At 69.0% G+C, this 26,565-nt stretch carries 25 protein-coding genes, 1 tRNA gene and 3 pseudogenes; 15 read left to right on the top strand and 14 right to left on the bottom strand.

Annotated features, from left to right (window positions below; translation table 11 throughout):
• Positions 1 to 4: 4 nt before the first annotated feature.
• Genes SALPAC3_RS0115765 through SALPAC3_RS0115755 form a run of 3 tightly spaced genes read right to left on the bottom strand, consistent with a single transcriptional unit; the run spans position 5 to position 1,056 of the window.
• Positions 5 to 466, bottom strand: coding sequence for a RidA family protein (locus SALPAC3_RS0115765; protein ID WP_018222172.1), 462 nt, complete (start codon positions 464 to 466; stop codon positions 5 to 7).
• Positions 463 to 618: a Sp36 family protein gene (locus SALPAC3_RS27760; RefSeq protein WP_018222171.1), complete on the bottom strand. Its 156-nt coding sequence runs from the start codon at positions 616 to 618 to the stop codon at positions 463 to 465. Before SALPAC3_RS27760 ends, SALPAC3_RS0115765 begins: the two co-directional genes overlap by 4 nt.
• 48 nt (positions 619 to 666) lie before the next feature.
• A complete protein-coding gene (locus tag SALPAC3_RS0115755; protein WP_018222170.1) occupies positions 667 to 1,056 on the bottom strand; it encodes a hypothetical protein in 390 nt (129 codons plus the stop codon).
• 314 nt (positions 1,057 to 1,370) lie between these two features.
• Here SALPAC3_RS0115755 and SALPAC3_RS0115750 point away from each other — a divergent pair, with 314 nt between their 5' ends.
• Genes SALPAC3_RS0115750 through SALPAC3_RS0115740 form a run of 3 tightly spaced genes read left to right on the top strand, consistent with a single transcriptional unit; the run spans position 1,371 to position 4,168 of the window.
• On the top strand, positions 1,371 to 1,964 hold the full coding sequence (locus SALPAC3_RS0115750) for an Rv0361 family membrane protein (RefSeq protein ID WP_018222169.1): 594 nt from the start codon (positions 1,371 to 1,373) through the stop codon (positions 1,962 to 1,964).
• Between the two features lie 20 nt (positions 1,965 to 1,984).
• Entirely contained in the window at positions 1,985 to 2,962 is a 978-nt protein-coding gene (locus tag SALPAC3_RS0115745; RefSeq protein WP_018222168.1) for an ATPase BagA, read from the top strand.
• Between the two features lie 54 nt (positions 2,963 to 3,016).
• Complete coding sequence (locus tag SALPAC3_RS0115740; RefSeq protein WP_026185621.1) at positions 3,017 to 4,168, top strand: ArsA family ATPase; 1,152 nt, start codon at positions 3,017 to 3,019, stop codon at positions 4,166 to 4,168.
• Between the two features lie 64 nt (positions 4,169 to 4,232).
• Here SALPAC3_RS0115740 and SALPAC3_RS0115735 read toward each other — a convergent pair whose 3' ends face one another.
• Positions 4,233 to 4,553: a WhiB family transcriptional regulator gene (locus SALPAC3_RS0115735; protein WP_018217540.1), complete on the bottom strand. Its 321-nt coding sequence runs from the start codon at positions 4,551 to 4,553 to the stop codon at positions 4,233 to 4,235.
• Positions 4,554 to 4,956: 403 nt separating this feature from the next.
• On the opposite strand from SALPAC3_RS0115735, the gene SALPAC3_RS0115730 reads away from it, so the two are divergent.
• The gene (locus SALPAC3_RS0115730) at positions 4,957 to 7,380 is read left to right on the top strand and encodes a penicillin-binding protein (protein ID WP_026185620.1); all 2,424 of its coding nucleotides are present in this window, start codon (positions 4,957 to 4,959) and stop codon (positions 7,378 to 7,380) included.
• A 73-nt stretch (positions 7,381 to 7,453) separates the two neighbouring features.
• Here SALPAC3_RS0115730 and SALPAC3_RS0115725 read toward each other — a convergent pair whose 3' ends face one another.
• Positions 7,454 to 7,909 carry a GatB/YqeY domain-containing protein gene (locus SALPAC3_RS0115725; RefSeq protein WP_018222165.1) on the bottom strand — a complete coding sequence of 152 codons (456 nt, stop codon included), beginning with the start codon at positions 7,907 to 7,909 and terminating at the stop codon, positions 7,454 to 7,456.
• A gap of 25 nt (positions 7,910 to 7,934) precedes the next feature.
• Here SALPAC3_RS0115725 and SALPAC3_RS0115720 point away from each other — a divergent pair, with 25 nt between their 5' ends.
• Together SALPAC3_RS0115720 and SALPAC3_RS0115715 are read left to right on the top strand one after the other, a co-directional pair.
• Positions 7,935 to 8,828, top strand: coding sequence for a metallophosphoesterase (locus SALPAC3_RS0115720; protein ID WP_018222164.1), 894 nt, complete (start codon positions 7,935 to 7,937; stop codon positions 8,826 to 8,828).
• A gap of 69 nt (positions 8,829 to 8,897) precedes the next feature.
• Positions 8,898 to 8,971: transfer RNA gene (locus tag SALPAC3_RS0115715), tRNA-Pro, on the top strand.
• Between the two features lie 88 nt (positions 8,972 to 9,059).
• On the opposite strand, the gene SALPAC3_RS27280 is transcribed toward SALPAC3_RS0115715, so the two are convergent.
• Positions 9,060 to 9,206 carry a hypothetical protein gene (locus SALPAC3_RS27280; RefSeq protein WP_232430512.1) on the bottom strand — a complete coding sequence of 49 codons (147 nt, stop codon included), beginning with the start codon at positions 9,204 to 9,206 and terminating at the stop codon, positions 9,060 to 9,062.
• A 42-nt stretch (positions 9,207 to 9,248) separates the two neighbouring features.
• Between SALPAC3_RS27280 and SALPAC3_RS28025 the strand changes: the two are divergent.
• Positions 9,249 to 10,406: pseudogene (locus tag SALPAC3_RS28025) on the top strand (IS3 family transposase).
• 293 nt (positions 10,407 to 10,699) lie between these two features.
• Here the strand turns inward: SALPAC3_RS28025 and SALPAC3_RS0115695 are convergent.
• Entirely contained in the window at positions 10,700 to 11,053 is a 354-nt protein-coding gene (locus SALPAC3_RS0115695) for a hypothetical protein (RefSeq protein WP_232430511.1), read from the bottom strand.
• Between the two features lie 349 nt (positions 11,054 to 11,402).
• Positions 11,403 to 11,930 (bottom strand): SMI1/KNR4 family protein, encoded by a 528-nt coding sequence (locus tag SALPAC3_RS0115690; protein ID WP_026185619.1) that lies wholly within the window; start codon positions 11,928 to 11,930, stop codon positions 11,403 to 11,405.
• A gap of 238 nt (positions 11,931 to 12,168) precedes the next feature.
• Here SALPAC3_RS0115690 and SALPAC3_RS0115685 point away from each other — a divergent pair, with 238 nt between their 5' ends.
• A complete protein-coding gene (locus tag SALPAC3_RS0115685) occupies positions 12,169 to 12,735 on the top strand; it encodes an NUDIX hydrolase (protein WP_026185618.1) in 567 nt (188 codons plus the stop codon).
• A 3-nt stretch (positions 12,736 to 12,738) separates the two neighbouring features.
• On the opposite strand, the gene SALPAC3_RS0115680 is transcribed toward SALPAC3_RS0115685, so the two are convergent.
• Positions 12,739 to 14,175 carry a helix-turn-helix domain-containing protein gene (locus tag SALPAC3_RS0115680; RefSeq protein WP_018222160.1) on the bottom strand — a complete coding sequence of 479 codons (1,437 nt, stop codon included), beginning with the start codon at positions 14,173 to 14,175 and terminating at the stop codon, positions 12,739 to 12,741.
• A 147-nt stretch (positions 14,176 to 14,322) separates the two neighbouring features.
• On the opposite strand from SALPAC3_RS0115680, the gene SALPAC3_RS0115675 reads away from it, so the two are divergent.
• The 3 genes and pseudogenes from SALPAC3_RS0115675 to SALPAC3_RS27260 all read left to right on the top strand — a co-directional run.
• Positions 14,323 to 14,667 (top strand): hypothetical protein, encoded by a 345-nt coding sequence (locus tag SALPAC3_RS0115675; protein ID WP_018222159.1) that lies wholly within the window; start codon positions 14,323 to 14,325, stop codon positions 14,665 to 14,667.
• A gap of 3 nt (positions 14,668 to 14,670) precedes the next feature.
• The gene (locus SALPAC3_RS0115670; protein WP_018222158.1) at positions 14,671 to 14,943 is read left to right on the top strand and encodes a hypothetical protein; all 273 of its coding nucleotides are present in this window, start codon (positions 14,671 to 14,673) and stop codon (positions 14,941 to 14,943) included.
• 361 nt (positions 14,944 to 15,304) lie between these two features.
• Positions 15,305 to 15,445: pseudogene (locus SALPAC3_RS27260) on the top strand (30S ribosomal protein S4); the annotation flags it as partial.
• A gap of 150 nt (positions 15,446 to 15,595) precedes the next feature.
• Here SALPAC3_RS27260 and SALPAC3_RS0115660 read toward each other — a convergent pair.
• Positions 15,596 to 16,564 (bottom strand): NAD(P)/FAD-dependent oxidoreductase, encoded by a 969-nt coding sequence (locus SALPAC3_RS0115660; RefSeq protein WP_018222156.1) that lies wholly within the window; start codon positions 16,562 to 16,564, stop codon positions 15,596 to 15,598.
• 422 nt (positions 16,565 to 16,986) lie between these two features.
• On the opposite strand from SALPAC3_RS0115660, the gene SALPAC3_RS0115655 reads away from it, so the two are divergent.
• The 4 genes from SALPAC3_RS0115655 to SALPAC3_RS0115640 all read left to right on the top strand — a co-directional run bounded on the left by SALPAC3_RS0115655 (position 16,987) and on the right by SALPAC3_RS0115640 (position 20,837).
• Complete coding sequence (locus SALPAC3_RS0115655) at positions 16,987 to 17,943, top strand: NAD(P)/FAD-dependent oxidoreductase (protein ID WP_018222155.1); 957 nt, start codon at positions 16,987 to 16,989, stop codon at positions 17,941 to 17,943.
• A 184-nt stretch (positions 17,944 to 18,127) separates the two neighbouring features.
• On the top strand, positions 18,128 to 18,961 hold the full coding sequence (locus tag SALPAC3_RS0115650) for an alpha/beta fold hydrolase (protein WP_018222154.1): 834 nt from the start codon (positions 18,128 to 18,130) through the stop codon (positions 18,959 to 18,961).
• Positions 18,962 to 19,191: 230 nt separating this feature from the next.
• Positions 19,192 to 20,220 carry an alpha/beta fold hydrolase gene (locus tag SALPAC3_RS0115645; protein ID WP_018222153.1) on the top strand — a complete coding sequence of 343 codons (1,029 nt, stop codon included), beginning with the start codon at positions 19,192 to 19,194 and terminating at the stop codon, positions 20,218 to 20,220.
• A 149-nt stretch (positions 20,221 to 20,369) separates the two neighbouring features.
• Positions 20,370 to 20,837: a Dps family protein gene (locus SALPAC3_RS0115640; RefSeq protein WP_018222152.1), complete on the top strand. Its 468-nt coding sequence runs from the start codon at positions 20,370 to 20,372 to the stop codon at positions 20,835 to 20,837.
• 179 nt (positions 20,838 to 21,016) lie between these two features.
• Here the strand turns inward: SALPAC3_RS0115640 and SALPAC3_RS0115635 are convergent, their stop codons facing one another.
• From SALPAC3_RS0115635 to SALPAC3_RS0115620, 4 genes and pseudogenes are all read right to left on the bottom strand, one after another.
• Positions 21,017 to 24,247 carry a discoidin domain-containing protein gene (locus tag SALPAC3_RS0115635; protein WP_018222151.1) on the bottom strand — a complete coding sequence of 1,077 codons (3,231 nt, stop codon included), beginning with the start codon at positions 24,245 to 24,247 and terminating at the stop codon, positions 21,017 to 21,019.
• Positions 24,248 to 24,359: 112 nt separating this feature from the next.
• Positions 24,360 to 24,944, bottom strand: a pseudogene (locus SALPAC3_RS25855) (GlcNAc-transferase family protein); the annotation flags it as partial.
• 59 nt (positions 24,945 to 25,003) lie between these two features.
• The gene (locus SALPAC3_RS0115625) at positions 25,004 to 25,528 is read right to left on the bottom strand and encodes a type VII secretion system-associated protein (RefSeq protein WP_018222149.1); all 525 of its coding nucleotides are present in this window, start codon (positions 25,526 to 25,528) and stop codon (positions 25,004 to 25,006) included.
• The gene (locus SALPAC3_RS0115620; protein ID WP_018222148.1) at positions 25,525 to 26,457 is read right to left on the bottom strand and encodes a hypothetical protein; all 933 of its coding nucleotides are present in this window, start codon (positions 26,455 to 26,457) and stop codon (positions 25,525 to 25,527) included. Before SALPAC3_RS0115620 ends, SALPAC3_RS0115625 begins: the two co-directional genes overlap by 4 nt.
• Between the last annotated feature and the right edge of the window lie 108 nt (positions 26,458 to 26,565).

Below are 26,565 nucleotides of genomic sequence, written 5' to 3'. Positions count from 1 at the left end.
GGGGCTAGGCCGTGACCTCGACGATGACCTCAACCTCGACGGGTGCGTCCAGGGGGAGCTCCGCCACGCCGACCGCGCTCCTCGCATGCCGACCGGCCTCGCCGAAGACAGTGCCGAAGAAATCGGAGGCACCGTTGATGACGCCGGGCTGGCCGGTGAAGCCCGGGGCACTCGCCACGAAGCCGGTCACCTTGACGATCTTGACGATCTGCTCCAGCCCGACCAACGAGTTGATCGCCGCGAGCGCGTTCAGCGCGCACCGCTGGGCCAGCTCCTTGGCCTGGTCGGCAGAGACGTCGGCGCCGACCTTTCCGGTGGCGAGCAGCTTGCCCTCGGCCATCGGTAGCTGGCCGGAGACGTAGACGTGCTGCCCGGACCGCACCGCCGGCAGGTAGCTGGCGACCGGGGGCACCATCTCGGGCAACTCGTGCCCCAGCTCGACGAGTTTCGCGTACGGCCCGGTCATGCCTTGGGCCGCTTCAGGTAGGCGACGAGTTGCTCCGGGTTCGGACCGGGAACCACGGACACCAGTTCCCAGCCGTCCTCGCCCCAGTTGTCGAGGATCTGCTTGGTCGCATGGACCAGCAGCGGGACCGTGGAGTATTCCCACTTCTGCATCGCTGGAAGGCTCTCTTTCCTGGAGTGCGGTTCTTTCCAGGACACAGCCTACGGTCCGACGGCGGGCTGGGGCGCGGGACGTTGCTCGGCCACCACCTCCCCGCACGGGCCGGCGTGGTCATAGGGCCGTGGGCAGCGGGACCGGTCCAGCAGCGGCAGGTCACAGAAGACCCGGTGCCGGTTGTTCTGGTCGTCCGCCGTGGAGACGGTGGTCTCCCCGGCGTCAACCGCACCGAGGAAGCTCAACGAGGTGGCGATCGTGCCCGCCAGCGCGACAGCAGCGGCGTGGTCGGCGACCCGGACCGGAAGATGCACCACGTAGCCCGGCTCCTCCTCGTCCCGGGGCGGCAGGGCAGGCTGGTCCGGGACACCGCCGGGGGCGGCCAGCCGGATCGCGGCCGGGAGTTGGGTCCGGGGGGTGTTCTCCACGTCGTGCATGCCCTGCCTCCGGCGGTTTGTACCTGATCGTGCCCACGCCGCTCGGCCGGGCCCACGGCCCGATCCCGGCATCATCGGAACGTAGGCTGCTGTTCGACGGCCGCCAACAGGACGCGCGGCATTCCGACCGCCAAGTCACATATGCGACACCCGATCCGGCGGAATGTGGACAACATCCGGAGTCGACGGGTCCTGGGCAGAACCCGGCGTCCTGTCAACGGCCGGGCCAACCGCTACCCTTCCGGTCGTAAACGGCGGCCTACCGCCACCCGTCGCCTCGCCGAGCCGACGCAGTCCCACCCCCCGGGGGAGCGATGTCCCAGCCAGCCAGCGACGACCCGACGAATCAGCCCGACCACCCGACCGCGCCGGCCACCCCCGCCGCGCCAGCACCGAATCCGTCGGCATACCCCGCACCGGCCACCCCCTATCCTCCGAACCAGCAGAGTCCGGCGCCCCGCCGCCGACGCGGATTCCTGATCGCGTCGATCGCCCTCGCGGTGACCCTGATGCTCTGCATCGGCGGCGGGGTCGCCGCATTCCTGGTGCTGCGCCCCACGGAGGAGGGCCCGGGCGCCGAGGAGCCCAAGGTCGCCGTGGAGGAGTTCCTCACCGCCGTCTACAAGGACCGGGACGCGGCCCAGGCGTCGAGCCTGGTCTGCTCGGCCGCCCGGGACCAGGACAAGATCTCCGCGAAGGTCACCGAGGTGGAGAAGTACGTGGCCGACTATGAAAAGCCACACTTCCGGTGGAACCCCCCGAAAATTGACGAGGAGACCGAGGACCGGGCCGTCCTCACCACCACAGTCATCATGAGTACCGCCGACGAGCAGGCCGCCGAACTACCCCTGCGCCTCACCGTGATCAAGACGACGGGTTGGCGGGTCTGTGAGGTCGCCGGAGGGTGACACCTGGTTAGGCTCGACGGGTGGGAGCAGCACAGCAACCGGCCGAGCCGGCCGGCATCGAGTGGCCGGCCCGCCTCCACGTGGTGACCGGCAAGGGCGGCACCGGCAAGACCAGCGTCGCCGCCGCCCTCGCCCTCGCCCTCGCCACCGGGGGCCGGCGCACCCTGCTGGTCGAGGTCGAGGGACGGCAGGGCATCGCCCAGCTCTTCGGCAGCGACCCGTTCCCCTACGTCGAACGGCACCTGACCGACGCCGCGGGCGGCGGCGAGGTGCGGGCTCTCGCCGTGGACGCGGAGGAGGCCCTGCTCGAGTACCTGGACATGTTCTACAAACTCGGCGGCGCCGGCCGGGCCCTCCGCAAGCTGGGCGCCATCGACTTCGCCACCACCATCGCCCCGGGGCTGCGCGACGTGTTGCTGACCGGCAAGGTGAAGGAGGCCACCACCCGCACGCTGGGTCAGCGGCGGGTGTATGACGCGGTGATACTGGACGCCCCGCCGACCGGACGGATCGCGCGGTTCCTCAATGTCACCGCCGAGACCGCACGGTTGGCCCGGGTAGGGCCGATCAAGACCCAGAGCGAGGGGGTCGCCGCGCTGCTGCGCTCCCCGATGACCGCCGTGCACGTGGTGACGCTCCTTGAGGAGATGCCGGTCCAGGAGACCGCGGACGCCATCGCCGACTTCGCCGCGCTGGGCTTCCCGGTCGGGCGGATCATCGTCAACGCCACCCGCCCGCCGGCACCGGTCAACGCCGCGATCACCGCGGCGGAGCTCACCGCCGGGTTACTCGCCGCCGGGTTGCCCGCCGACGAGGCGACCGTCTCCGGGCTGGCGACCGAGGCGCGTGACCAGTCGGTCCGCCGCGACCTGGAGGATTCGCTCCGGACCGACCTGGCCGAGTTGGGCCTGCCGCTGGTCGAGCTGCCGCTGCTGCCCGACGGGGTGGACCGGGCGGGTCTGGATCGGCTGGCCGCGGCGCTCGTCCGAGCGGCTTGAGGCACTCCTCCGGTCGGCTCGGGAGCGTTGTTGAACCGGGCCCGATACGCTCGTTTGGTGCCTTCCGACGACGCGGCGCCGCCGCTGGACGTTGACCGGATTCTCGCCGATCCCGGCGTACGGATCGTGGTCTGCTGCGGGGCGGGTGGGGTGGGCAAGACGACCACCGCCGCCGCGCTCGCGCTCCGGGCCGCGGAGGAGCACGGTCGCCGCACGGTGGTGCTCACCATCGACCCGGCGCACCGGCTGGCCCAGTCACTGGGGCTGACCGAGCTGAACAACACTCCGCGCCAGGTCAAGGGGATCGACGTCGAGGCCAGCGGCGGTGAGCTGCACGCCATGATGCTCGACATGAAACGCACCTTCGACGACGTGGTGCTCCAGCACACCGATCCGGCGAGGGCCGCGGAGATCTTCGCGAACCCGTTCTACGCGGCCATGAGCTCCACCTTCGCCGGCACCCAGGAGTACATGGCGATGGAGAAGCTCGGGCAGTTGCACGCCCGGGGCGAGTGGGACCTGATCGTGGTGGACACTCCGCCCTCCCGCTCGGCGTTGGACTTCCTCGACGCACCGGCTCGCCTCGCCCGCTTCCTGGACGGCCGGATGCTGCGGCTGCTGCTCGCCCCGGCCCGCTCGGGCGGACGGAGCATGTTCAGCTTCGTCACCGCCGGGTTCGGCATGTTCTCGAAGGTTGTCCAGAAGTTGTTGGGCGCCCAGTTGTTGAGTGACCTGTCCGGCTTTGTGGCCGCCCTCGATTCGATGTTCGGCGGCTTCCGCCAACGAGCGGAGCAGACCTACCGCATCCTGCAGGCCCAGGAGACGGCGTTCCTCCTGGTCGCCGCGCCGGAGCCGGACGCGGTCCGGGAGGCCGCGTACTTCGCGGGCCGGCTGCGGGCCGACCGGATGCCGCTCGCCGGGTTGGTGCTCAACCGGGTGCACCGCCCGGCGGCCCCGGAGCTCGACCCCGACGAGAGCTTGGCCGCCGCCGATCGGCTGGTCAGGCTGGGCGGCCACGACGGCACGGTGCACGTGCTGCGGGCCCATGCCGCCCTTGCCCACCAGGCGGTACGCGAACAGCGGGTGGCTGCCCGGTTCACCGCGGCGTTCCCGACCGTGCCGGTGGCCTCGGTAACCGCGCAGCCCGCCGATGTCCACGACATCGACGGGCTACGGACGATCGGTTCGCTGGCCGGCCAGGGGTGATCCGTAGCCGGCCGGGGCGCCAGGGGTCTCGTCAGCCCGGCCGCGGGCGGCCAAGAAAGACTCGTCAGCCGACCGTGGCGGCCAGGACCTTGTCCCGGTCGGCCTTCTCCTTGGCGTTCTTCTTCATCGCGGCCTCGAACGTCTTGCGCCAGCTGGCGACCTGCGGATGGCGGCGCAGCAACGCCCGCCGTTCCCGTTCGGTCATGCCGCCCCACACGCCGAACTCGATCCGGTTGTCCAGCGCGTCGGCCAGGCACTCGTACCGGACTGGGCAGCTTCGGCAGATCCGCTTCGCCACGTTCTGTTCGGCGCCCTGTACGAACAACGCGTCCGGGTCCCCGTTCTGACATGCCGCCAGCGACGGCCAGTCAGTGATCATGCCCATCTGTACACGTCCCCCCTTGCAGTACTACCGACCCCATCGCGGACCAGCCGGCTGTTTCCCCCGATCGCCCGCCGACCTCCCCCAAGGCGGCACGGACGACCTGTGGCGCTGTCGCCGCCCCCATCATGCTCTGTAGCTGCCTGATTACGCAACGTTGTCGGCAAAATCCATTATTCCGGACACTCCCGGCTTACCGGGCCTGCTGCCGCCCGCATACCCCACCGGGGTCCACGAAAACGCTGGACGCCCATCCCGCGCCCTGAGGAGACTCGGCGACGCCTGGTCCGCAACCGCCTACCGGGGGTCGTGCGTTTAGCACAACGAGGAGGGCGTGCGCAGGAAATGGGGAAAAGCCGCCCCGCGCCGCTCGCCACCGGTTCGCTACCCTGTCGAGGTGACCTGGATGCGGAAACGTGATCATAATGTGCTGACCAACGCCGCATCGCTGCTCGTCTGTGGCCTACTCGCCGGAGTGGTGGTCGCCGCGGCGGCCTTCCCCGCGGTGGCACTGTCCGGGCTGGCCGCGAAGGCCGGCGCCGAAACCTTCGACGCCCTCCCCACCGAGTTGGCCATCGGCACCGGGCCCCAGATAAGCCACCTGCTCGCCGCCGACGGCAAGACACCGGTGGCCACGATGTACGACGAGAACCGCCGCGACATCGCCAAAATCGATGACATCGCGCCAGCCATGCAGAAGGCGATCCTCGCCGCTGAGGACCACGACTTCTACGAACACAACGGAGTCGACCTCAACGGCGTCGCCCGAGCCTTCATCAACAACAGCCAGGAAGGCGCCCACCAGCAGGGCGCCTCCACGCTGACGATGCAGTACGTCCGGCTCGCCATCGCGTACTCGGCGAGCCACCCCGCCGACGTGGTCGCGGCCACCGAGGACACCACCGCCCGCAAGCTGCGCGAGATGCGCTACGCCGTGCAGATCGAGAACGAGTTCTCCAAGGACGAGATCCTGCGGCGCTACCTCAACATCGCCTCGTTCGGCAACGGCGCCTACGGCATCCACGCCGCCAGTCAGGTCTACTTCGCCAAGCCGCCGAGCAAGCTCACCACCGCCGAGGCGGCGCTCCTCGCCGGCCTGGTCAAGGCCCCCAGCACGTTGGACCCGACCACTCCCAGCGGCTACCCGAGCGCGGTGGCTCGGCGCGACTACGTCCTCGACAACATGGTGAAGATCAACGCCATCAGCGCGGAGGAGGCCGAGGAGGCCAAGGCCAGCAAGCCGAAGATCGTCGGCAAGCGGGCGCCGAACGGCTGCGTTGACACCAACACGCAGGAGTGGGGATTCTTCTGCGACTACTTCTACCGCTGGTGGATGAAGCAGGAGGCGTTCGGCTCCACCTCGTACGACCGGGAACGGCTGCTCAAGAGCGGCGGCTTCGAAATCATCACCACACTGGAGCCCCAGGTCCAGAAGGCCGCCGATGAGGCGGCACGGAAGAACCTCCCCGCCACCAGTAAGGCCGCGCGGATGCTCGCCGTGGTCGAGCCCGGCACCGGCCGGGTGCGCGCCCTCTCCGCCAACCGCGACTACCAGCTCGACGATCCGGACAACCCGGAGAACAAGCCCCACAGCAACCCGACGAAACGCGAAACCGGGGCGCTCGGCAACTATCCCAACACCGTCAACCCGCTCCTCACCGGCGGTGACGGCATCACCGGCTACCAGGCCGGCTCCACCTTCAAGATCTTCACCTTGGTGGCCGCGCTGGAGAAGGGCATCCCGCTCAGCCACACCATCAACGCCGAATACCAGTTCCGGTCCGAATACATCATCGAGAAGAACAGCCCCGCCGCCTGCGACGGCACCCACTTCTACTGCCCGAAGAACGCAAACCCCGGCATGGTCGGCGTGCACAACATGTGGAGCGCGTTCGGAAGGTCGGTGAACACCTACTTCGTCCCCCTCCAGCAGCAGGTGGGCGCGGAGAAGGTGGTCGAGGCCGCCAAGAAGCTCGGCATCACCTTCCGCACCCAGGAGGACCTCAATCAGGAGAAGGGCGCCCACCAGTGGGGCGCCTTCACCCTCGGCGTCTCCCAGACCACGCCGCTGGAGCTGGCCAACGCGTACGCCACCCTCGGTGCCGACGGTCTGTACTGCGAGCCGATCCCGGTACAGGAGATCCGCGACCCGGCCGGCAACAAGCTCGACATCGCCAACCCCCGCTGCGAACAGCGGATCAGCACCGAGGTGGCCCGCGCCGCCGTGGACGCCGCCCGCTGCCCCGTCGGAGACCGCTCGTCCACGACGAAGTGCGCCGGCGCGACCGCCCCCAACGTGCGGGGCATCGTCAACGCCCCGGTCGCCGGCAAGTCCGGCACCACCGACAAGGACAAGACCGCCTCCCTGGTCGCGATGACCAAGCAGTACTCGGTCGCCGGCATCATGGCCGACCCGGACTGGCCACAGACCACCCAGCGAATGGGTCACAACGTGGCCACGGGCATCAACCCGCCGGTGTACGAGACGCTGCGCGACGCGATGAAGGGCAAGCCCAGGGTCGACTTCACCCCACCGGAGAACAAGCTCCGCTACGGAGACCAGCGGTCGATCCCGAATGTCAAGTGCGTCAGCGTGGAGAAGGCGAAGTCCCGCATCACCGGGGCCGGATTCGCGGTGGTCGTCTCGACGAATCGGGTCGAGTCGAGCTGCCCGGCCGGCACCGCTGCCGGGACCAGCCCAACCGGCCGTACCGCCAAGGGCAGCGTCGTCACCATCAAGGTCAGCTCCGGCCCGGCCCCCAAGCCCACCAAGCCCACCGCGCAGCCCGAGCCGACCGGCGGCAGACCAACGGAACGCCCCGCCGACTAGTGGGTCGCTGAGACGTCGAAGAGGCGGCCACCCCGGTCGGGGTGGCCGCCCCTTCGCGTACCCGGAGCCAGCTTCAGCTGGCGAGCTGCCGGCGTACCTCAGCGGCGACCCGGCCACCGGCGGCCTGGCCGGCCACCGCGGCCTGGGCGGCCTTCATCGCCGGGCCCATCTGCCCCATGCCGGTGAAACCACCCGTGGTCAGGGCGGTCCGGACCACCTCCGCCAGTTCGTCGTCGGAGAGCTGACTCGGCAGGTAGCGCTCCAGCACCACGCCCTCAGCGGTCTCCTTCGCGGCCTGCTCGTCGCGGCCCGCCTCGGCGAAGGCGGCAGCCGCCTCCCGGCGCTTCTTCGCCTCCTTGGCCAGGAGGGCCAGCACCTCGTCATCACCGAGCTCCCGCTTGGCCTGACCGGCGACCTCGGCCGCGCCGACGGCTGCCAGCGCCATCCGGAGCGTGGAGGTGGTCATCTCGTCACGCGCCTTCAGCGCGGCCCGCATGTCCGTGGTCAGGCGGTCCTTCAAGGTACCCATGGACGGTCAAACTACTCTGTCAGCCATGGGAAAGCGCACACTATTCCGCTTCGCCGCCGGCACCGCCGTCGTGGGTGCGGCCACCCTGGCGTACGCATCGCTGATCGAGCGCAACATGTTCACCCTCCGGAGGTACGAGGTGCCGGTGTTGCCGGCCGACGCGGAGCCGCTGCGCATCCTGCACCTGTCCGACCTGCACATGATGCCCGGCCAGCGGCGCAAGCAGGAGTGGGTGGCGTCGCTGGCCGGGCTGGACCCGGACCTGGTCCTGGTGACCGGCGACAACATGGCCAGCCCCGACGCGGTGCCCGGGGTCCTGTGCGCGCTGCAGCCGCTCCTCGACCACCCGGGCGCCTTCGTCTTCGGCTCCAACGACTACACCGGCCCGGTCTGGAAGAACCCGTTCACCTACTTCCTGCCCGACCGCGACTACACCGAGGGCGTGACCCTGCCCTACGACGAACTGCGAGACATCTTCACCGGTGCCGGCTGGGCCGACCTGAGCAACGCCCGCACCACGCTCAAGGCCGGCGGGCGGCTGGTGGAGCTGGTCGGGGTGGACGACCCACACATCGAGCGGGACGACTACGCGTCCGTTGCCGGCCCGGTCTCGCCCTCGGCCGACCTCTCGATCGCCCTCAGCCACTCCCCGGAGCCGGCCGTGCTGGACCAGATGGCCGCCGACGGGTTCAGCCTGCTACTCGCCGGCCACACCCATGGCGGTCAGGTCTGCATACCGGGGGTCGGAGCCCTGGTGACGAACTGTGGGCTGCACCGCTCGATGGCCAAGGGCCTGCACCGCTGGCCCGGCTCGGACGCCTGGCTACACGTCTCGGCCGGCCTTGGCACCCATCCGACCGCGCCGGTCCGCTTCGCCTGCCCGCCCGAGGCGAGCATCCTGACCCTGATCCCCCGCTGAGCCGGCGAAGCCACGGGGATACCGAATTTGACCCTCGGATCGGGTGGGCTAGTATTTGTCGGCACGCCTCGGGGTGTGGCGCAGCTTGGTAGCGCGCTTCGTTCGGGACGAAGAGGTCGTCGGTTCGAATCCGGCCACCCCGACAGGAACAGGCAAGGCCAGGTGAGATGCTATCTCACCTGGCCTTTTGCCGCTTCCACCGCGATCTAGTTCATCGGACTATGCCACTACCTATCCGCCCTCCTGGTGGTCGTTCTCGTCCGAAGTCAGCGGAAAGTCAGCAAACGACTCCCGCACGTGGTCCGCGCCGGCCTCGAACGCGTGCGTGTAGCGGTCCAGCGTGGTCGAGATCGGGTCTGCTGTACCAGTAGGTGACATCTGAGTTGGCTTGCCCTGTGGGCGGGCTGGAAGGATGTCGCTGTGCCCAAGCCTTACCCCCGAGAGTTCCGTGATGACGTCGTGCGGGTGGCTCGTGACCGCGAGGCGGGAGTGACGGTCGAGCAGATCGCGAAGGACTTCGGGGTCCACCCGATGACGTTGTTCAAGTGGCTGCGTCAGGCCGACATCGACGCCGGCGCGAAGCCCGGCACGCCCAGTGGCGAGTCAGCCGAGCTGCGCGAGGCCCGCAAACGGATCCGCTTGCTGCAGGAGAACGAGGTCCTGCGTCGGGCCGCTGCTTACTTGTCGCAGGCGCATCTGCCGGGAAAAGGCTCTACCCGCTCGTGAGCGAGCTGGCCGCCGACGGGATCCCCGTCGCGGTGACGTGCCGGGTATTGAACATCGCTCGTCAGCCCTACTACCGGTGGCTCGGCCGGCAGCGTCGGTGACGCCGAACTCGTCGCCGCTCATCGCGCGAACGCCCTGGTCGATGCCCACCGCGATGACCCGGAGTTCGGGTACCGGTTCCTGGTCGATGAGGCCCGCGCCGCCGGCCAGGCGATGGCCGAGCGCACCGGGTGGAAGATCTGCTCGGACAATGGCTGGTGGAGCGCCTTCGGTAAGCGCAAGAAGCGCGGCAAGGGCGGCAAGGTCGGTCCACCGGTTCACAACGACCTCGTGCAACGGGACTTCACCGCCAGCGGGCCCGAACCGGTTGTGGCTGGCCGACATCACCGAACACCGCACCGGCGAGGGCAAGCTCTACCTGTGCGCGATCAAGGACGCGTGGTCGAGGCGGATTGTCGGCTACTCCATCGACTCACGGATGAAGTCCCGGCTGGCCGTCAACGCCCTGTACAACGCCGTAGCCCGACGCGGCCGGCTGGCCGGCTGCGTGCTGCACACCGACCGTGGGTCGCAGGGCGAAAATTTGTCCACGCCCTGCACCAGCATCACATGACCGGATCGATGGGCAGAGTCGGCGCCGCCGGCGACAACGCCGCCATGGAATCGTTCTTCGGCCTGCTGCAGAACAACGTCCTCGACCGGCGGACCTGGACCACCCGCCAGCAGCTCAGGACCGCGATCGTGACCTGGATCGAACGGACCTACCACCGCCGCCGACGACACTCTCTGTCCCGGTTGACCCCTAACGAGTACGAGACCACCATGACCCCACCGGCCAGTCAGGCCGCGTGACTGAAACTGTCACCTATCGGTGCAGCAGACCCGTGGGTGCTGAGGCAGGGAACGATACCGTCCGAGCTAGCCACGTACCTGACCGTTGGTAGCTGGCTGGGAGATCGGGCCATCGGCTAACGGCGCACGTCGTAATGGTCGCCGTGCCCGAGGCGTGCCCGGTGCAGCGGTTAACACCGGCCAACAGCGGCACGTGGCACGGCTTCAACCTCAGCGATCGATCTTGCCCGACCAGCGAAACGGCTGCCCAGCGCATAGACCAACCCGCCCGCCAGGTCGACGCAAGATACCTTTCAAACTGAGGGTGCTCGCCCGGTCGGTTGGCGCTCCTCTAGGTAGCGGCGAGCAAGCCGTCTGATGATGGCTCCGCCGTCGGCGGCGGGCAGGTAGCTGGCTTCTTGATGTGACTCGCTGTCTTCCCACTCGGGGATGTCTGCCGGGTCGTCGCCGCCGATGCCCAACGACACGTCACTATGCCGGGCGCGGAAGTAGAACCGCTCGCCGTTAGGCAGCGACCCCGCTACCTGCACTGGAGCCGCCGAACAGGTCACCTGCGCCTCCCAGCCCTCGGTCCGCAGAGTGGCGGCGAGCTGGAGCCAGGACGCTACGTGCTGCTGGTGCCACCGCCGCCGTTGAGCCTCATCCATGAGGTCATGGTCCTGGACCGACCACGAACTCCGCATAAGGGGTGGGTGACTAGCCGAGTGACGACCGCGACGGACACCTACAGACTGCGGGGGACAGTGTAGGACTGTCTTTGCAGCTCAGCGTTCGTCTCATCCCAGCTCACGAGGCGGCGTCGGTTGCCTGGGGGTCAAGGAGTCGCCGGGCACGCACGGGGCGCAAGACAGCGTCAACCGGCAACCAGCCATCAAGACGTGAGCCCAAGAGCAAGCATGAACAGCGCGTCGACCAGGCCGCCGCAGGTAGCGGGCGAGACGGTTTAAGTTCCGCTTCAACGTCTGACCGACTCGCTGTTCCGTCGCGGACTGGCGATCAGTCGTCGACGTCGTACTCGGATTCGTCGACCAAGCCCGTCACGAAGGTCTTGAAGTCGGGGGCGAGGACCGTGATCTGGTAGTTCCATTCTTGGTCGACGTGGACGACGGCGGGCTCACCAGGCGAGCGGTAGTCAAAGGCTACCATGTCGTGACCCGCCGACGGGCAGTCGGCGATGTAGATGCCGATGTGGGGGTAGCCCCATTCCGCTACCCAGAACGTGCTGCCGAAATCGCCGCAAAGGCTGAACCGAGCAGTTCGGCCGATCGCCGCCAGCGTGTACACGCCGATGTGGTCCTCAGCCCAGGAGGTTCGGCTCGGTGCAGGGTGGGCGTCCCGAGCGAACGAGCCGCCGTTGTGCCGACGGGCCAGGTCGACGTACGCCGTGGGTAGCTCGTACCCAAGGTGCGCTTCCACCGCCCGCAGAATCTCGTCGGTGAGCGGGTTCTCCAGCGGGCCGGATCCGTCGAAGACAGTTGCGGGATCGAGCACGGGTCGACGGTAGTCGGTTGGCGTCAGGTCCAGGGGCGCCGGTAGCCCTGCTGCTGTTGACAGTAACGATGACAGCAACAGGGCCAGGCGGGGAGGGCCAAGGACGGAAAGTGGTGGATCAGTACCCGACGTCAGAGGCGTGCGCGGACGCGCATGGACGGAACGCCCAGGACCTACAAGCGAGGGGTCGGACGGCTTGGCAGAACCGGGATGGTGCGGCCGGTAGGTGCCGCCTGCCGCGCAGGGTGTGGGGTTCGGCGCGGATACTGGCGTGGTGGAGAAGCAGGCGACGGAGTTGACCCGGTGGACCATCCACGGTGAGCGGGTGGTGGATGACACCCGGCGGGCGCGGTTGAGTATTGCCGAGGTGGAGTTGCCGGATGGGGTTCGGTTTGAGCAGTACGTGATCCGGGCTCCCCGGTCGGCCATGGTCGCCGTGCTCGATGATCAGGAGCGCCTGTTGTTGCTGCGGCGGCACCGGTTCGTGTTCGACCGGTGGGTGTGGGAGCTGCCCGGCGGCTATGTTGACGACGACGAGCACCCTGCGCAGTGTGCGGTGCGGGAGGTCGAGGAGGAGACCGGCTGGCGGCCCCAGGCGGTCGAGCCGTTGTTGTCCTTCCAACCCTGGGTCGGGACCGCCGACGCCGAGAACCTGCTGTTCCTGGCCCGGCGGGCCGAGCACATCGGTGCGCCCGTGGACGTGAACGAGGCGGAGCAGGTCGCGTGGATTCCGCTCGACGAGGCGTACGAGCTGGTGTCCCGGGGTGAGATCGTCGGTGCCGGCACGGTGATCGCGGTGCTGGAGCTGGTCGCGCGTAAGGCCCGGGGGGAACTGTGATGGTCAGCGGCGGGGGCCGAGGGTGGCGTTGATGCGGCCGGTGAAGTGCCGCACGGCGGGAAGTCGCCGGTGTGGGGTGAGTTGGGTTTGCAGGTCGCGGAGGTAGCGGACGGCTCTGGCGGAGCGGAGTTGGGTGGTCAGGGTCAGGGCTTGCGCGCCAATGGCGCAGGCCCGTTCGGGTTGCCCCTGGTGGGCGTGGATGTTGGCGAGTAGGGCGAGGTTGAAGGCTTTGCCGCGTACGAAGTGATCGTTCATGCGTAGGGATCGGGCGGCGAATCGTTCGGCGTGGGTGTTGCGGCCGAGGGCGTGGAAGCAGTGGCCGAACTTGGCGGACAGGTATGCCTCGTCGAAGTAGCTGAGCCATTGGGGGTCGGCGCTGCGGTCGGCTCGGTCGAGGGCTTGTTCTGCGTGGTGCAGGGCGATGGCGCAGGCTCGTTCGTCGTTAGCCTTGGCCAGGGCGTGGGCTTGCATGACGTGGGCTTCGGCGGTCAGGACGGGAAGTCCGGCGCGGTGGGCGGTCTGGCCGGCGGCACGGGCGAGGTCGAGGCCGGCGGTGGTGTGACCGAGGTAGGTGGCCTGGTGGCTCATCGCGGCGAGGATCTCCGCGCCGAGGCCGTCGTCTGCGGCGGCATGGGCGAAGTCCAGGGCGAGGGTGAGGTACCGCTGGGCGATGCCGTGTTGGGCGGTGTCGTACGCCTGCCAGCCGGCGAGTTGGGCCAGTTCGGCGGCGGCACTGAGCAGTCGTTGACCAGTGGGGTGGTCGAAGCGGCCGTCGGTGAGTAGTGGGGTCACCTCCTGGTGGAGGTAGCGGGCGACAGTGTCGCGGGCGTGCCCGCCGCCGTACTGGTTGTCCAGCTGGCGGTAGGTGGCGGTCATGGCGCGGATGGTGTCGATCTCCGGTTGGCCGACCGCGTTGCGGCCGGGCTGGGTGACCGGAGCCGGGTCGGGGGCGGTGAACCAGCGCAGCGCCGGCAGGGTGTAGCCGGCGCAGTGGAAGGCCACCTGCCGGAGTACGTCTCGACGGTTCACGTCACCTCGCCAAAGCTCTGCGGCACTGCGTACGTCGTCTTGCCAGGTCCGGTTGGCCGGCGGCTCGCTGGGCCGACCGGGAGTGAGCCCACCGGGGGTGAGCCGGCCGGGAGTGGCGGGCGGTGTGGCCTGTCGGGGTGCCAGCCCCATCGTGATTCGCGCCTGGTTGGGTATCCGGCAGCCGTCGGCGATCCGTTCCAGGACGTCGATTGAGGTGACCTTGCGGCCGGCCATGATCCGGCTGACGTAGCCCTGTTCCAGCCCGACGGCGGCCCCGATCTGGCTCTGACTCGCCTCGGTGAGGCTGGCGATCAGACGGAACAGCGCGCCGATGTCGCGGGCGGCCAAGGCGGCCAGCACCTCGCCGTGCGACCACGCATCCTCCGGTATTTGCAGTGGATCGAGCAGCACGGCAGCTCCCAGCGTCGCGTTCCGACTACTCAAGGTGTTCCGGCCGACAGCCTAGGGCGACCATTCACGCTGGTCGAGCCGTCCCATGTCACCGTGACATGACCGCTGGTCATGGAGCGGTCCGTCGCAGGGCGGGATGGTCGGCGCATGTTCTTCGATGTCGAAAATCCGCCCATCGAGCCGCCCGCAGAGTGCCAGCGCCGCCTGCTGTGGCGACTGGCCCGCGCCCTCTGGGAGGCCCACCGGCCAGACAGCGCCGGCTTCTGCGTGGTCGCCGGCTGCTGGCATGAGAACCACCGCCATCCCTGCCGGCTGGCCCAACTCGCCCAAGAGGGGATGCGAACCGCCTGCGGCGAAACAACCCCCGCCTCGCCGCCCTGGATCGCCGTCACCCGCCAGCGACTGACGGCCGGGGACATCGACCCCGTGGACGCCGTCGCCGAACTCCTCTGGCGCCACCGCCACCGCCACAGCCGCCGGGCGGGGCGGTGACCGGTGGGAATCATCTACACCTCGACGGCCTTCCGAGAGTACGCCAAGGCGCAGGTGGCCTATGCGGATATCCTGCTGACCAAGCACGCCGAATTGGGTCTAAGCCTGTGCCGCTGCGGCCGACTCCACCCCTGCGACGACCGCCAGCACTGGCTACGCATGCGCGCCCACTTCGGGCAGTTCCTCATCGACGAGCAGTACCGCAGCGAAGTACAGCAACCCAGCCCACCGAACCCGACCCGAAGCGACCCCAACAGGCCAGACGACCTTGCATGACACCCGATCCGGCCGGCCCGCCGAGAGTTCGGGACGAAGAGGTCGTCGGTTCGAATCCGGCCACCCCGACCAGTTCAGGGGCACATCCAATTGATGGATGTGCCCCTGCTGCATACTGGCGCTGGTCCAGCCGATCCGGGAGTTCCTTCGGGACGATGCAGTCCCTGTGCTCCCGCCTGCTGTCGATCTTCAGCCGGCGTCGAACTTCGTGGCGGTACCTCCCGACCACATCAGGGTGGCTGGCACGATCGGTGTCAGGCCAGACGGGAGCCGGGCGATCACCCGGTCACGGACATCACGGCTCACCGCATCGAGGTCTTCGGCACGGCCTGCGACGAGTTGATCCGGGAGAACAGTCACCGGGGCACACGCTCCGGAACGGTCCGCGCCCTACCTGGCGGTCAGCCTCGCCGGTCTGACCGCACGGCGTCTCCGACTGCCGTTGCGGTCGGAGACGCCGGTGACCTGCCAGAAACAACTCGTCTTCGAGCGCTACTCCCGGCAGGGCCGTTGGAGCGCTGGCAACTGTCGTCCGGGCACTCGGCGTCAAACACAGCGGACCGACGATGATGCGGTATCGGGTCACCGGAAGGCGCCTCGGTCCTCGTCGGAAGGGTGGAGCCAAGCCTCGCCTGGCCCGGACGACAGCGCGCTACCTGGACTCCGCCGACCGGAAAGCCGCGACCGCCTGTCGGGTCTCCTCCGCAATCAGATCCATGTTGATCGCCGCTGCTGCGACGGCACCGCCAGCCGCGGCAGCACCCACCTGGGCGGCCAGGTCTGAGACGTTGCCGGCGACCCACACGCCGGCGGCCTCGGTGCGCCCGAACGGATCCGCCGGAACGTACTCACCCACCCCGCTGGGATGGTCGACCGACTGCAGCCCGAGCCCCGCCAGGAACCCGGCCCGCGCCACCAGCCGCGGTGCGACCGACAGAGCGTCCCGGCGCACCACCGTGCCGTCGTCCAGACGCACCCCGACTAGCCGATCGTCGGCGACCTCCACCGCCGCCACAGTGCCGGTCACCACCCGAATGCCCCGGGCGGCGAGTTGCTCGGCCTGCTCCGCGTCCGGGCCAGCGCTGTGATGAGTGAAGTACGTGACGTCTCCGCTCAGCTGCCGGAAGAGCAGCGCCTGGTGTACCGACATCGGCCCGGTGGCCAGTACGCCGATGGCCTGGTCCCGAACCTCCCAGCCATGGCAGTACGGACAGTGGAGTACGTCGCGTCCCCACCGTTCCCGCAGTCCTGGGATCTCCGGCAGCAGATCGACCAATCCGGTCGTCACCAGTAGCCGGCGGGCCCGCACGGACTTGCCGTCGACCAGGGTGACCGTGAACCCGTCACCCTCGCGTGCCGCGTCGGCAACCTCGCCGTTGACCACGTGGCCCCCGTACCCACGCACCTCGGCCCGACCGCGCTCCAACAACTCGGTCGGCGACACCCCCTCACGCGCCAGCAACCCATGCACGCCCAGAGCGTTCGGGGCGTTACGGGGGGCGCCTGAGTCGATCACCGCCACCGAACGGCGGGACCGAGCAAGCATCAATGCCCCGTTCAGGCCAGCGGCGCCGCCGCCGACGACCACCACGTCGTAGCTGTTCTCCAGTTGATCGGTCATCCTGACCACCTCCCAGGGGCAACCATGCGCGGGCCACGACCATCTAGCAAACTGAGTTGCTGTTTCGGCAAATGAACCGCCCGCTCCGACCGACGTTCCGACAATGCTCACGCCGCTTCGTAGGCCGGCCCGCGTGCGCCGCGCGACCCGACAGACCAGCAAGCCTGGTCCGTGTCCGACCGACCGCCGTGGCACGTGTTCCCGAAACGGCGGCCCGGATTCGCCGATCTGGCGGGGTCGGATACGGGCCGCGGCAACGCGCTCCTCGAGCCTCCCCGCCTTGCCCATCCACGACATCTACCCCGGAGCGGATGAAGTTCATTAATCATGCGTCATTTGACATAAGTAACTTTGCTGAAATAGCGAAGGATCTTGACTCCCTCACCCTGCATCCGCAGGGTTGTCCGGGAAGGGGGATCAGAATGATCGATCAGCTGGAGAACAGCTACGACGTGGTGGTCGTCGGCGGCGGCGTCGCCGGCCTCAGCGGGGCGCTGACGCTCGCACGGGTCCGCCGTTCGGTGGCGGTGATCGACTCAGGTACCCCTCGCAGCGCCCCGGTCCAGCGGATGCACGGGCTGTTGGCCCGCGACGGGATGTCGCCGGCCGAGTTGCTGGCGCGCGGTCGGGCCGAGGTGCGTGGGTACGGGGGCCACGTGGTTGACGGCGAGGTCACAGCTGCGACACGTGACGGTGAGCGATTCACCGTCACGCTGGCCGACGGCCGGTCGGTGCGGGCCCGTCGGTTGCTCGTGGCCAGCGGGGTGACCGACCTGCTGCCGGAGATCCCAGGACTGCGGGAACGGTGGGGACGCGACGTGTTCCACTGTCCGTACCACCACGGCTGGGAGGTTCGGGACCAGGCCATCGGCGTGCTCGGCACGGGCCCGATGGCGGCGCACCTGGCGCTGATGCTTCGACGACTGAGCAAGGACGTCACGTACTTCACTCACCTGTCGGATGGCCCGGATTCGGAGCAGGCTGAGCAGCTCACCGCCGGGGGTGTGCGGCTCGTGGTCGGCACCGTGGCGGCGCTGGAGGTCGCCGACGACCGACTCGTCGGGGTGCGGTTGACCGATGGCACCGTGGTCGGTCTGGACGCCCTGGCGATCGCGCCGCGGGTGGTCCCACGGGCCGAGCTACTCGCAGGGTTCGGACTGCGACCAGTCGACCATCCGATCATCACCGGCGAGCAGATCCCGGCGGATCCGACGGGACGCACCGAGGTCCCGGGGGTGTGGGCCGCCGGCAACATCATCGACCTGGCCCACCCCGTCGGCGCTGCGGCAAGTGGCGCCCACACGGGGGCGGGGATCAACGCCGACCTCATCGCGGAGGAGATCCAGCAGGCGGTCGCAGCCACCCGGGCGGGGTCGTAGCTGCGGTCTCGGGCTCGATCAGCGGTGGAATCCGACCCAGCCGATAGCGCACCTCCTGCCTCCTAGCTCGTGTGGCGCTGATCACGGCGGGTATTCCGACCGAGGAGTTGCACCGAGAACGTTCGTTCTCTAAAGTTCTTTCCAGCGCGAGAGAACGAACGTTCTCCAACCTTGGGAGGTCGTCATGCCGTACATCACCGTCGGAACCGAGAACAGCACCAACATCGACGTGTACTACGAGGACCACGGTCAGGGACAGCCGGTGGTACTCATCCACGGCTACCCCCTGGACGGGCACTCGTGGGAGAAGCAGTCCGCGGCCCTACTCAAGGCCGGCTACCGGGTGATCACCTACGACCGGCGGGGCTTCGGCCAGTCCAGCCAACCCACCGTCGGCTACGACTACGACACCTTCGCCGCGGACCTGAACGCGGTCCTGGAGACCCTGGACCTCACCGATGTGGTCCTGGTCGGCTTCTCCATGGGCAGCGGCGAGGTCGCCCGCTACCTCGGCCGCTACGGCTCCACCCGCATCGCCAAGGCCGCGTTCCTGGCCTCACTGCAGCCGTTCCTGCTGCAGACCGACGACAACCCCACCGGCGTGCCCCAGGACGTCTTCGACGGCATCCTCGCCGCGGTCACCGCCGACCGCTACGCCTACTTCACCGACTTCTACCGCAACTTCTACAACACCGACGACACCCTCGGCACCCGCCCGTCCGAAGAAGCCCTGCGCAACAGCTGGAACATCGCCGCCGGCGCGTCCTGGTACGCCTCCAGCGCCGCCGTGCCCACCTGGATCACCGACTTCCGCGCCGACATCCCCAAGATCGACGTACCCAGCCTGATCCTGCACGGCACCGCCGACAACATCCTGCCCATCGACGCCACCGCCCGCGAACTGCGCAAGCAGCTACCCAACGCCGACTACGTCGAAATCGACGGCGCACCCCACGGCCTGCTCTGGACCCACGCCGACGACGTCAACCAGGCCCTGCTGACCTTCCTCGCCAAGTAACCCCGCCGGGGGAAACACGCCCCAGCCCCGGCGAGGACCGGCGTCGGCACCACACCCGGAGCCAGACGCCCAGGGCAGGCGTCGGCACCACACCCGGAGCCGACGCCTGCCCTCTTGGGGAGCTTCCCTGACAACCCCACGCTTCAGTCCCACCCCCGCCCAGGGTGGGGAGCTCGTCACACCAACCCATATCCGGTCCCCCGGACCGCTGTCATACAAGGAACAGTCGCATGAACCCCGACACCAACCCCGCCCCCGCCGCCGAGACCGGCTCCGGTCGCTCCCGCCGTCGTCCCGTGTGGGCCGCGCTGCTGGCCGGTGTGGCCGTGCTCAGTATCGCCGCCGGCGGCACCGCCATCGCCACCAACAGCGCCAGCGAGGCCCAAGCCGACCCCGCCGCCGCCGGAAAACGATCAGACCGCAACGAGGGCTTCGTCACCACCCGCGACGGCGTCGACATCTTCTACAAAGACTGGGGCCCCCGCGACGGACGACCCGTCGTCTTCAGCCACGGCTGGCCCCTGAACTCCGACAGCTGGGAATCCCAGATGATGCACCTGGCTGACAACGGCTACCGCGTCATCGCCCACGACCGCCGAGGCCACGGCCGCTCCTCCCAAACCTGGGAGGGCAACGACATGAACCACTACGCCGACGACCTCGCCACCGTCATCAAAAAGCTCAAGCTCAAAGACGCCACCCTCGTCGGATTCTCCACCGGCGGCGGAGAAGTCGCCCGCTACGTCGGCCGACACGGCACCGACCGCATCGCCCAGGTCGCCCTCGTCGGCGCCGTCACCCCACTGATGCTCAAAACCCCCGACAACCCCAACGGCGTACCCATCGACGTCTTCGACGGCCTCCGCGAAGGCTCCCTCGCCGACCGCTCCCAGCTCTACCGCGACCTCGCCAACGGACCCTTCTTCGGCGCCAACCGCCCCGACGCCCAGGTATCGCAGGGCATGAAGGACACCTTCTGGCTCCAGAGCATGCAGGCCGGCCACAAGGCCGCCTACGACTCGATCAAAGCCTTCTCCGAAACCGACCTCACCGAAGACCTCACACGCTTCGACGTACCCACCCTCATCATCCACGGCGGCGACGACCAGGTCGTACCGATCGAGAACTCCGCCAAGGAAGCCCACGAAATCGTCACCGACTCCACCCTCAAGATCTACCCCGACGGCCCCCACGGCATCACCGACACCCACAAGCAGCAGCTCAACAACGACCTACTCACCTTCGTCAACAGCCTCTGACAACCCAGAAAGTGGGCCGGCCGCACACCCAACGTGCGGTCGGCCCGCCCCGCACCACTCACCGCCCACGCCCAGTACCGGACGGACCCGCGCCAACCGCCACGACGGCGACGCCCACCGCGCCGCCAAACAACGAGAAGGACTCACTGATGTCCATCACGGCCACCAACCAGGCCACGTACGCCATCGACGGCCACGTTGGCCCCATCCTGCAGCAGACCCTCGTTGACCTGCTCGACCTCACCCTCCTCGCCAAGCAGGCGCACTGGAATCTGACCGGACCCCGCTTCCTGCCCCTACACCAGCAACTCGACGCCCTCGCCGACGCGACACGCGAACACGCCGACACCATCGCCGAGCGAGCCGCGACCATCGGCACCGCGCCAGACGGACGCAGCAACACGATCGCCGCCACCAGCCGGCTACCCCAACTCGACAGCGGCACCCTACGAGACGACATCGTGATCAAGAGGATCACCGAAATCCTCTCCACCACCGCCGCCGGGCTCCACCAGGCGATCGAGGCCACCGCCGACGACCCCATCACCCAGGACCTACTCATCACCACCGGCCACACCATCGAACAACAGGCCTGGCTCTTCCGCTCACAACGGTGAGCTGTCACCACGTCCGGTAGGAGTTCGCTTCTGAGCGTGGGTGAAGCCCGCTCGCGTCCACCCAAGCACTGACGGCGACGCGGAAGATCAGAGGCGGCAACCGAAGAAACCACTGGTCGGGCACCTACTATGTGGTGCCCGACCAACGTGCGTGGAAGCGATGAACCACCCTCAGCCACTCAACGAACGTCGATCTCCCACAACGAGTAGCCCCACATGGTGCCACGTTGGTCGAACACGAGCCGGACGTATCGAGCATCCGCCGATCTCACGTTGATCCTGACGGTGCCGCCGGTTCCGTTACTGGTGGAATAGACGGTCGTCCAGTCCGCTCCGTCAGGTGAAAGCTCGACCCGGTACCTGGTCGCGTAGGCCTCCTCCCAGATCAGCCGGACCTCGGTGACAGCCCAGACCGAATCAAGGTCGATTCCCAACCACTGCGGATCGTCATTCCACTCACTGGACCAACGGGTCGTCCGGTCACCGTCGACCACGTTCTCGACCGCTAACGTGGACGTCTCCGTGCTGGAGGCGGCCGCCACCCGACCGAGGGCCAGGTTACGTTTCGTGGTGTTCGGTCGACCCGTGACCGTGGCCGACGTCGAGGTCGGTCGACCGGCGGCAGCGGGTGGCGTCTGCTCAACGCCCGCTCGTGTTGGCCCCGTCACCGGAGACATCGACGCAGCGGGCGCGGGCGTCCCGCTCGGGGGTTCGGACGCGGTCGGGGGCGCGCTCGGACTCACCGTGGGCTGCGGCGCCGCGCCTCCGGCGATGGGCGCCGGCTCCGATGACATCGTCACCTCCGCAGCCCTCGGCACGTCGCCGGCACCCGCGTCCACAGCATCCCGCAGGGCGACAACAGCACCGCCGGTGGCCGCGACAGTGGCCGCGACCAGGACTGCTCCCGCCAGCCTGCGACTACGGCGCGGGCCCCGCGCGTCAGCGCGAGCCGGTGACGATGTGGACGCAAGCACGGGCAGCGGCACGGCTTCCTCGACCGGCGCCGTCCGGGCCGGCAACGCACCGGAGGCACCCGAGATTGCGCTCCCACCGCCCGCCGAGGCCTCAGGTTCCACGGTGTTTGGGCCCGGCTCCGGGACCGGCTCCGGGACCGGCTCCGGGACCGGGACCGGGACCGGAGCCGGGACCGGGACCGGGTCCGGGGTAGTGGGAGCCGCCACCGTCGTTGGCGTTGGCGGCGACACAGGCGGCGCTGTCGTGCTGTCGGGCACCGGACCCGCCGGGGTCGGATCCGGTCCAGCAACGGCGGCCGGCTCGGCCGGGACCAGAGAGGTGGACCGGAAGCCGTTTGTGGTGGGCCCCACCACCCGACGAGGTCGAGCCAGTCTCCCCCCAGGCTGGTCGCCGACTGCCGGACGCCCATCGACCCGCTGCCGCCGGGCTGCCAAGGGCGCATCCAGGTAGTTCGCCAGTAGCTGCAGACTCAGCGGGTCAACCGCATCAATCTCGACCGTGATCAGCTGGTCACAGTGGATCCACTCCGGCCGCTGCGTGGCTATGGTCAGAGCCACCTGCCATTCACTCGCCAGCCGGCCGGACACGCGAAACGGCGTGCGAGCGCCGGGACCACGACCCAATAGTGCGACGCGATCAGGTGTGTCCGTATCGCCCGCCGCCGTGGTTCCGTCACCCGTTTCCGCTACAGACCGCTTTGTTCGCAGGTCCAGCCTCCGCCGGTTCGCGCACGCCGGCTGCCATGTCACCTCCGTAACCGGTACCGCCTGCTCCCTCAGCATGTCGTCCAGATCATGGTCGGCCAGCGGATACGGGCTTTCCAGTCGTGACGGTGGCAACTCGTCGTGATCTACCTGACGCGGGCGGATGGTCGACCACCCGCCACCGTGCGGACTGCCGGTGATCACGATCGCCGGGACCTGGTCGGCGACACGCTGGCAGAACTCCATCGGCAGGTCGGTATTCGCCACGAGCAGGATCGGTCGGCCGGCTCGCTGACTATGGGCCGTGATCAGTTCACCGAGCTCACCAGGTCCGAGCACACCCTCCTCGGTGCACACCTGACCGTCGTCATCGAGCTCGACCAAGACGCTGAACAGCCGTTCGTCGGCTTGCCACCACACCGGCGGCTCGGTCCGCGCCGGCACGAGTGCGATGTCGGGCGCTTCGGTCGAAGGTGTGTGCTCACGCGCTAGGGACTCGGCCTCCCGGGGATACAGGTCGACCCGTCCTCGTGCCGGAGCCGGCAGCCGGACCAACAGCTCCCGCAACGCCCGCCGGGCCTCGCCGTCCAACGGTGCGCCCGGCACCCCAACGACGATCGCCATCCGGCCGGACTGCCAGGGCCGCTCACGCACCGCCGGGGTCGACTCTCCCGACAGCGGTGGACGAAGCCACACACCGCTCTGCACGACCTCGACCACCCACTCTGAGGTGAGTTGGTAGGCGTCCGGTTCGACCCGGGCCAGCCCGACCAGAAAGTCGACCGGCCCGGCCGGACTCGGCTGGCCGGATGGCGCGAAGGCGAGCCGCGATATCGGCGGTGCCCACCTACCGACGCCCTCCGAATCGACTACGACCGGCACCAAACGATTGTCGTGGTGCAGTGTCGGTACCCCGACGGCCATGGTTACGGTGCACGCCCATCGCCGGGCGAGCATCTCGCACACCTGCGCGCTGACCGTCGCTCCCGGGCCATGGGGCACCACGGTCAAACGTCCACGTAGGGCACTCGGTAGCGCGTCCGCCACTGCCATGACCGCGTCTGGGTCGGGTGCCGCAACGCCCGGCCGTCCCACCAGCAACACCGGACGGTCCGCATCCACCGGTATGGCGTACGCGGGGTCGTCCCGACCCGGAGCAGGCTGGTCGGGCGCGTCGGGGTACACCCACAGGCCCGCCGGGATCGGCGTTTGGAGCAGGCCGGCCACCGATCCGCCGTCAGCCGGGGGGTCAACGGCAGGTTGCCAGCGGGGCGCGGGAAACCGCCGGCCCACAGCCGGATCGGGCTGGCCGCCGCCGTCGGACGACGACGATTCTGCCCCGAACCGCCGCCAGCCCTCGTCCGCGAACAACGTGCCGCCGGGAATCGGCTCCAGGCGTCCGGCCGGCGCGAGAACCTCGAATCCCGCGTGCTCGGCCAGAACCGCCGCCGGCACCTGCCCCGAGGTGCCCGGGCTACCACCTCCCGGCACCGCCAGCCGTACCACCGCCCGTGCGGACACGACGGCCAACAGTGCGTCAGCCACGTCCCGCCAGTCGACTGACCCGCTCGGCCGTCCCAGCACCGCGACCTCACCTGGCGGCACCGGCAGTGATCGGGCCACTACCGCGAATGCCGACGGTTCGCCGACCACCGCGGCACGTTCGGAGTGCCACGTCAGCGCGGACGTCCCCGAGGTCGCCGGTTTCATTGTGTTGTCGCTACCGTCCACCGCTCACGAACTCCCAACGAGTCAAATCGTCCCGGCCAAGCCATCACCCAACCCTGAGCTGCACCGCGCGCCCGCTCGCCTGGGCCTGCCACCCACCCTGGCCGCCATCCAGCTAGGCCGGATCCGTCCAGGTGCGGCGGCGAAAGTCACATTCGGAGTAGGCCTCGTAGTCGGCAAGCGTGCGCACCGGCCCGACACCGAACCGGCCTGTTGGCGGGTAGCGCAGCAGGTTGTTCACCCGTCGACGGCTGGCCCGGTCGAGGACGGGCCAGCTCTTGCCACCGTTGTCGCCGACGTGGTCGGTCCAGTGCCGAGGGCGCTCGTTTCGCATGTAGTAGTGCCAGCTCAGCACCTCGGTCGGGTGAAACAGGTCGTATCCCCAGGTGTAGGCGCGGAGAGCAACCGTGATCTCCGCGCCGTGGAAATAGATGTTCGGGTCGTAGGGCACCTCTCGGACAAAGGTTCCGGGCGCGAACGGGAAGCCTCCCGCCACGATCCGCGCCGGCCTCGGTGTGCCGGACAGGTCCCGGATCCTTCGCTGGGCATAGACCGGTAGCCCGTCGTTGGTCCACCTGGCCACGACGGTCTCGGACGGTACGCCCGCACCGGTGAACTCCGTCGCCGGATCGTACGTCGACGGGTAGCAGGTGATCACCGGCTTCGCGGTGCCGGTGGCGCGGGCCGTCGCGATCACCCGACACGAACACCGTCATCGGATTCCAGCCGCGGATGTGATCCGCTCCGCGCACCGCGCGGTCATCCCCTCGCCTGCCGCAGGAAGTCGGCACCGAGGCGCGCCCCTGCGGGGCTGCCCGGGTTCACCAGAACGTCGGTGCCGTCGGTCAGGGTGGTGGACAGCTCGGCCAGCCCGACCCGCCGCCAGTCTGGCGCGATGATTCGACGCTGGTGCGACGCGCTCGTCGCGATCATCGCGCACAGCCCGCCGTCATCGTCGCGCACCACCAACGGTCGACCGTCGCCATTGAGCGCGAGGTCCACCAGCGAATTACGCAGCACCGCGGCCAAGTGTTCGGGCTCGACCTCGCCGAGCAGCGTGAAACGGATGAGAGCGTCGAGCGGATCGGTCGGCGAGGCCTCGTAGCGCGGCTCGTAGTCCGGATTGGGGCGGAACTCGCCGACGGTGCCGTTCGGCAGCATCGGCCACATTCCCATCACCACCTCGAAGGGCGGCGCGTCGTCGGGGTCCTCTGGCTCCCACTCCGGGTCGGTGAGCAGGAACACCTCCTCCGCTGCCGAGGTACCGCCGGACGCAGTGGTCATGACTGTGTCCCGTCCCCGGCCGGCACGAATGCGGCCGATTGGAACAGCATCGCCAACGCTCGATGCTCGTGCGCCGCGTCCGGTGCCGGCAGCAGTGCCCCGGCGGCCCGTACGTGCGCCAGCAGGTCCGGCTCCGGCGCCAGGCCGTGCGTACGAAGGTAGTAAGTGACCGATTCCGTCCACAGCCAACGTCCGTCGGTGCGGTAGCTCATCGGTACCACCGCTCCGCGCTCCGGCTCGACCACGTCGGACAGCGTCCCGGCGGTACCCAGCACCGGAGCGCCCGCCTCCAGGTAGGCGGTGACCTGCTCACGATCCGCGCCGTCCAGCCGTTCGTGGCCGGACTCGAACCGGGCGCCGTCCGCGTCGACCACGTCGAAGACCCGGGCGATCCGCGGGGGCGGCGGCTCGTCCGCCATCCACAGCAGCGCCCCGGAGCTGCGGGCCGCGCGTGCGTAGGACGGGAGATCCGCACCGGATCGATACACCTCGACCTGCGGCATGTCCAGGTCCGCGGCCAGCGCGCGGATCATCGCGGCCGCGATCGCCGCCGGCGGCCCGGATGCCTCCAGCACGTAGACCCGGGTCGGTGGTACCGCGGACGAGGCCCGCTGGGGCGCCGTACGCCAGGAACGCCACAGCGCCACCGCCCCTGTCTGCTCCCGCGCCGCCCGGATCGCCAGGTGGTCGATCTGGTCGGCGAGGTCCCGGCCAACCAGATCGAGCAGCGGCGGTACGGCGGTACCGAAGGTCTGCGGGTCCGGCAGTGCGGGTGCGAAGGTGTACGCCGGTTCCGTGGGGTCGTCGGGCCGGGGCGCGAGTACCGTGCCGGTGTCGGCCAGCCGCAGCCGGAGCTCGACCAGCATCGCGTCCGGTATCCGGCCACCGAGGCGCAGCAACGCGGTGTGAAGCTCGGCTTGATCGCTCATCACCGTCATCCTTCTGAGTGGCGCTGTGATCGTCGCAGTGGAGTCGGCAACCGTGCCCGGTCGGCTGGCAGGCTTGCCCCTACGACCCCTCACCCGATCCCGTTCTTA

The organism is Salinispora pacifica DSM 45544 (genome assembly GCF_000378845.1).
In the GTDB taxonomy this organism is placed as follows: domain Bacteria; phylum Actinomycetota; class Actinomycetes; order Mycobacteriales; family Micromonosporaceae; genus Micromonospora; species Micromonospora pacifica.
The sequence above is the reverse complement of the archived record's forward strand: the minus strand, read 5'-3'. Positions and strand labels throughout refer to the sequence as shown.

Bases quoted from the DNA above. Each gene is read 5' to 3' on its own strand.
- SALPAC3_RS0115765 (WP_018222172.1), bottom strand. From the start codon at position 466: ATGACCGGGCCGTACGCGAAACTCGTCGAGCTGGGGCACGAGTTGCCC.
- SALPAC3_RS27760 (WP_018222171.1), bottom strand. From the start codon at position 618: ATGCAGAAGTGGGAATACTCCACGGTCCCGCTGCTGGTCCATGCGACC.
- SALPAC3_RS0115755 (WP_018222170.1), bottom strand. From the start codon at position 1,056: ATGCACGACGTGGAGAACACCCCCCGGACCCAACTCCCGGCCGCGATC.
- SALPAC3_RS0115750 (WP_018222169.1), top strand. From the start codon at position 1,371: ATGTCCCAGCCAGCCAGCGACGACCCGACGAATCAGCCCGACCACCCG.
- SALPAC3_RS0115735 (WP_018217540.1), bottom strand. From the start codon at position 4,553: ATGGGCATGATCACTGACTGGCCGTCGCTGGCGGCATGTCAGAACGGG.
- SALPAC3_RS0115730 (WP_026185620.1), top strand. From the start codon at position 4,957: ATGCGGAAACGTGATCATAATGTGCTGACCAACGCCGCATCGCTGCTC.
- SALPAC3_RS0115725 (WP_018222165.1), bottom strand. From the start codon at position 7,909: ATGGGTACCTTGAAGGACCGCCTGACCACGGACATGCGGGCCGCGCTG.
- SALPAC3_RS0115720 (WP_018222164.1), top strand. From the start codon at position 7,935: ATGGGAAAGCGCACACTATTCCGCTTCGCCGCCGGCACCGCCGTCGTG.
- SALPAC3_RS27280 (WP_232430512.1), bottom strand. From the start codon at position 9,206: ATGTCACCTACTGGTACAGCAGACCCGATCTCGACCACGCTGGACCGC.
- SALPAC3_RS0115695 (WP_232430511.1), bottom strand. From the start codon at position 11,053: ATGGATGAGGCTCAACGGCGGCGGTGGCACCAGCAGCACGTAGCGTCC.
- SALPAC3_RS0115675 (WP_018222159.1), top strand. From the start codon at position 14,323: ATGTTCTTCGATGTCGAAAATCCGCCCATCGAGCCGCCCGCAGAGTGC.
- SALPAC3_RS0115660 (WP_018222156.1), bottom strand. From the start codon at position 16,564: ATGACCGATCAACTGGAGAACAGCTACGACGTGGTGGTCGTCGGCGGC.
- SALPAC3_RS0115655 (WP_018222155.1), top strand. From the start codon at position 16,987: ATGATCGATCAGCTGGAGAACAGCTACGACGTGGTGGTCGTCGGCGGC.
- SALPAC3_RS0115650 (WP_018222154.1), top strand. From the start codon at position 18,128: ATGCCGTACATCACCGTCGGAACCGAGAACAGCACCAACATCGACGTG.
- SALPAC3_RS0115645 (WP_018222153.1), top strand. From the start codon at position 19,192: ATGAACCCCGACACCAACCCCGCCCCCGCCGCCGAGACCGGCTCCGGT.
- SALPAC3_RS0115640 (WP_018222152.1), top strand. From the start codon at position 20,370: ATGTCCATCACGGCCACCAACCAGGCCACGTACGCCATCGACGGCCAC.
- SALPAC3_RS0115625 (WP_018222149.1), bottom strand. From the start codon at position 25,528: ATGACCACTGCGTCCGGCGGTACCTCGGCAGCGGAGGAGGTGTTCCTG.
- SALPAC3_RS0115620 (WP_018222148.1), bottom strand. From the start codon at position 26,457: ATGAGCGATCAAGCCGAGCTTCACACCGCGTTGCTGCGCCTCGGTGGC.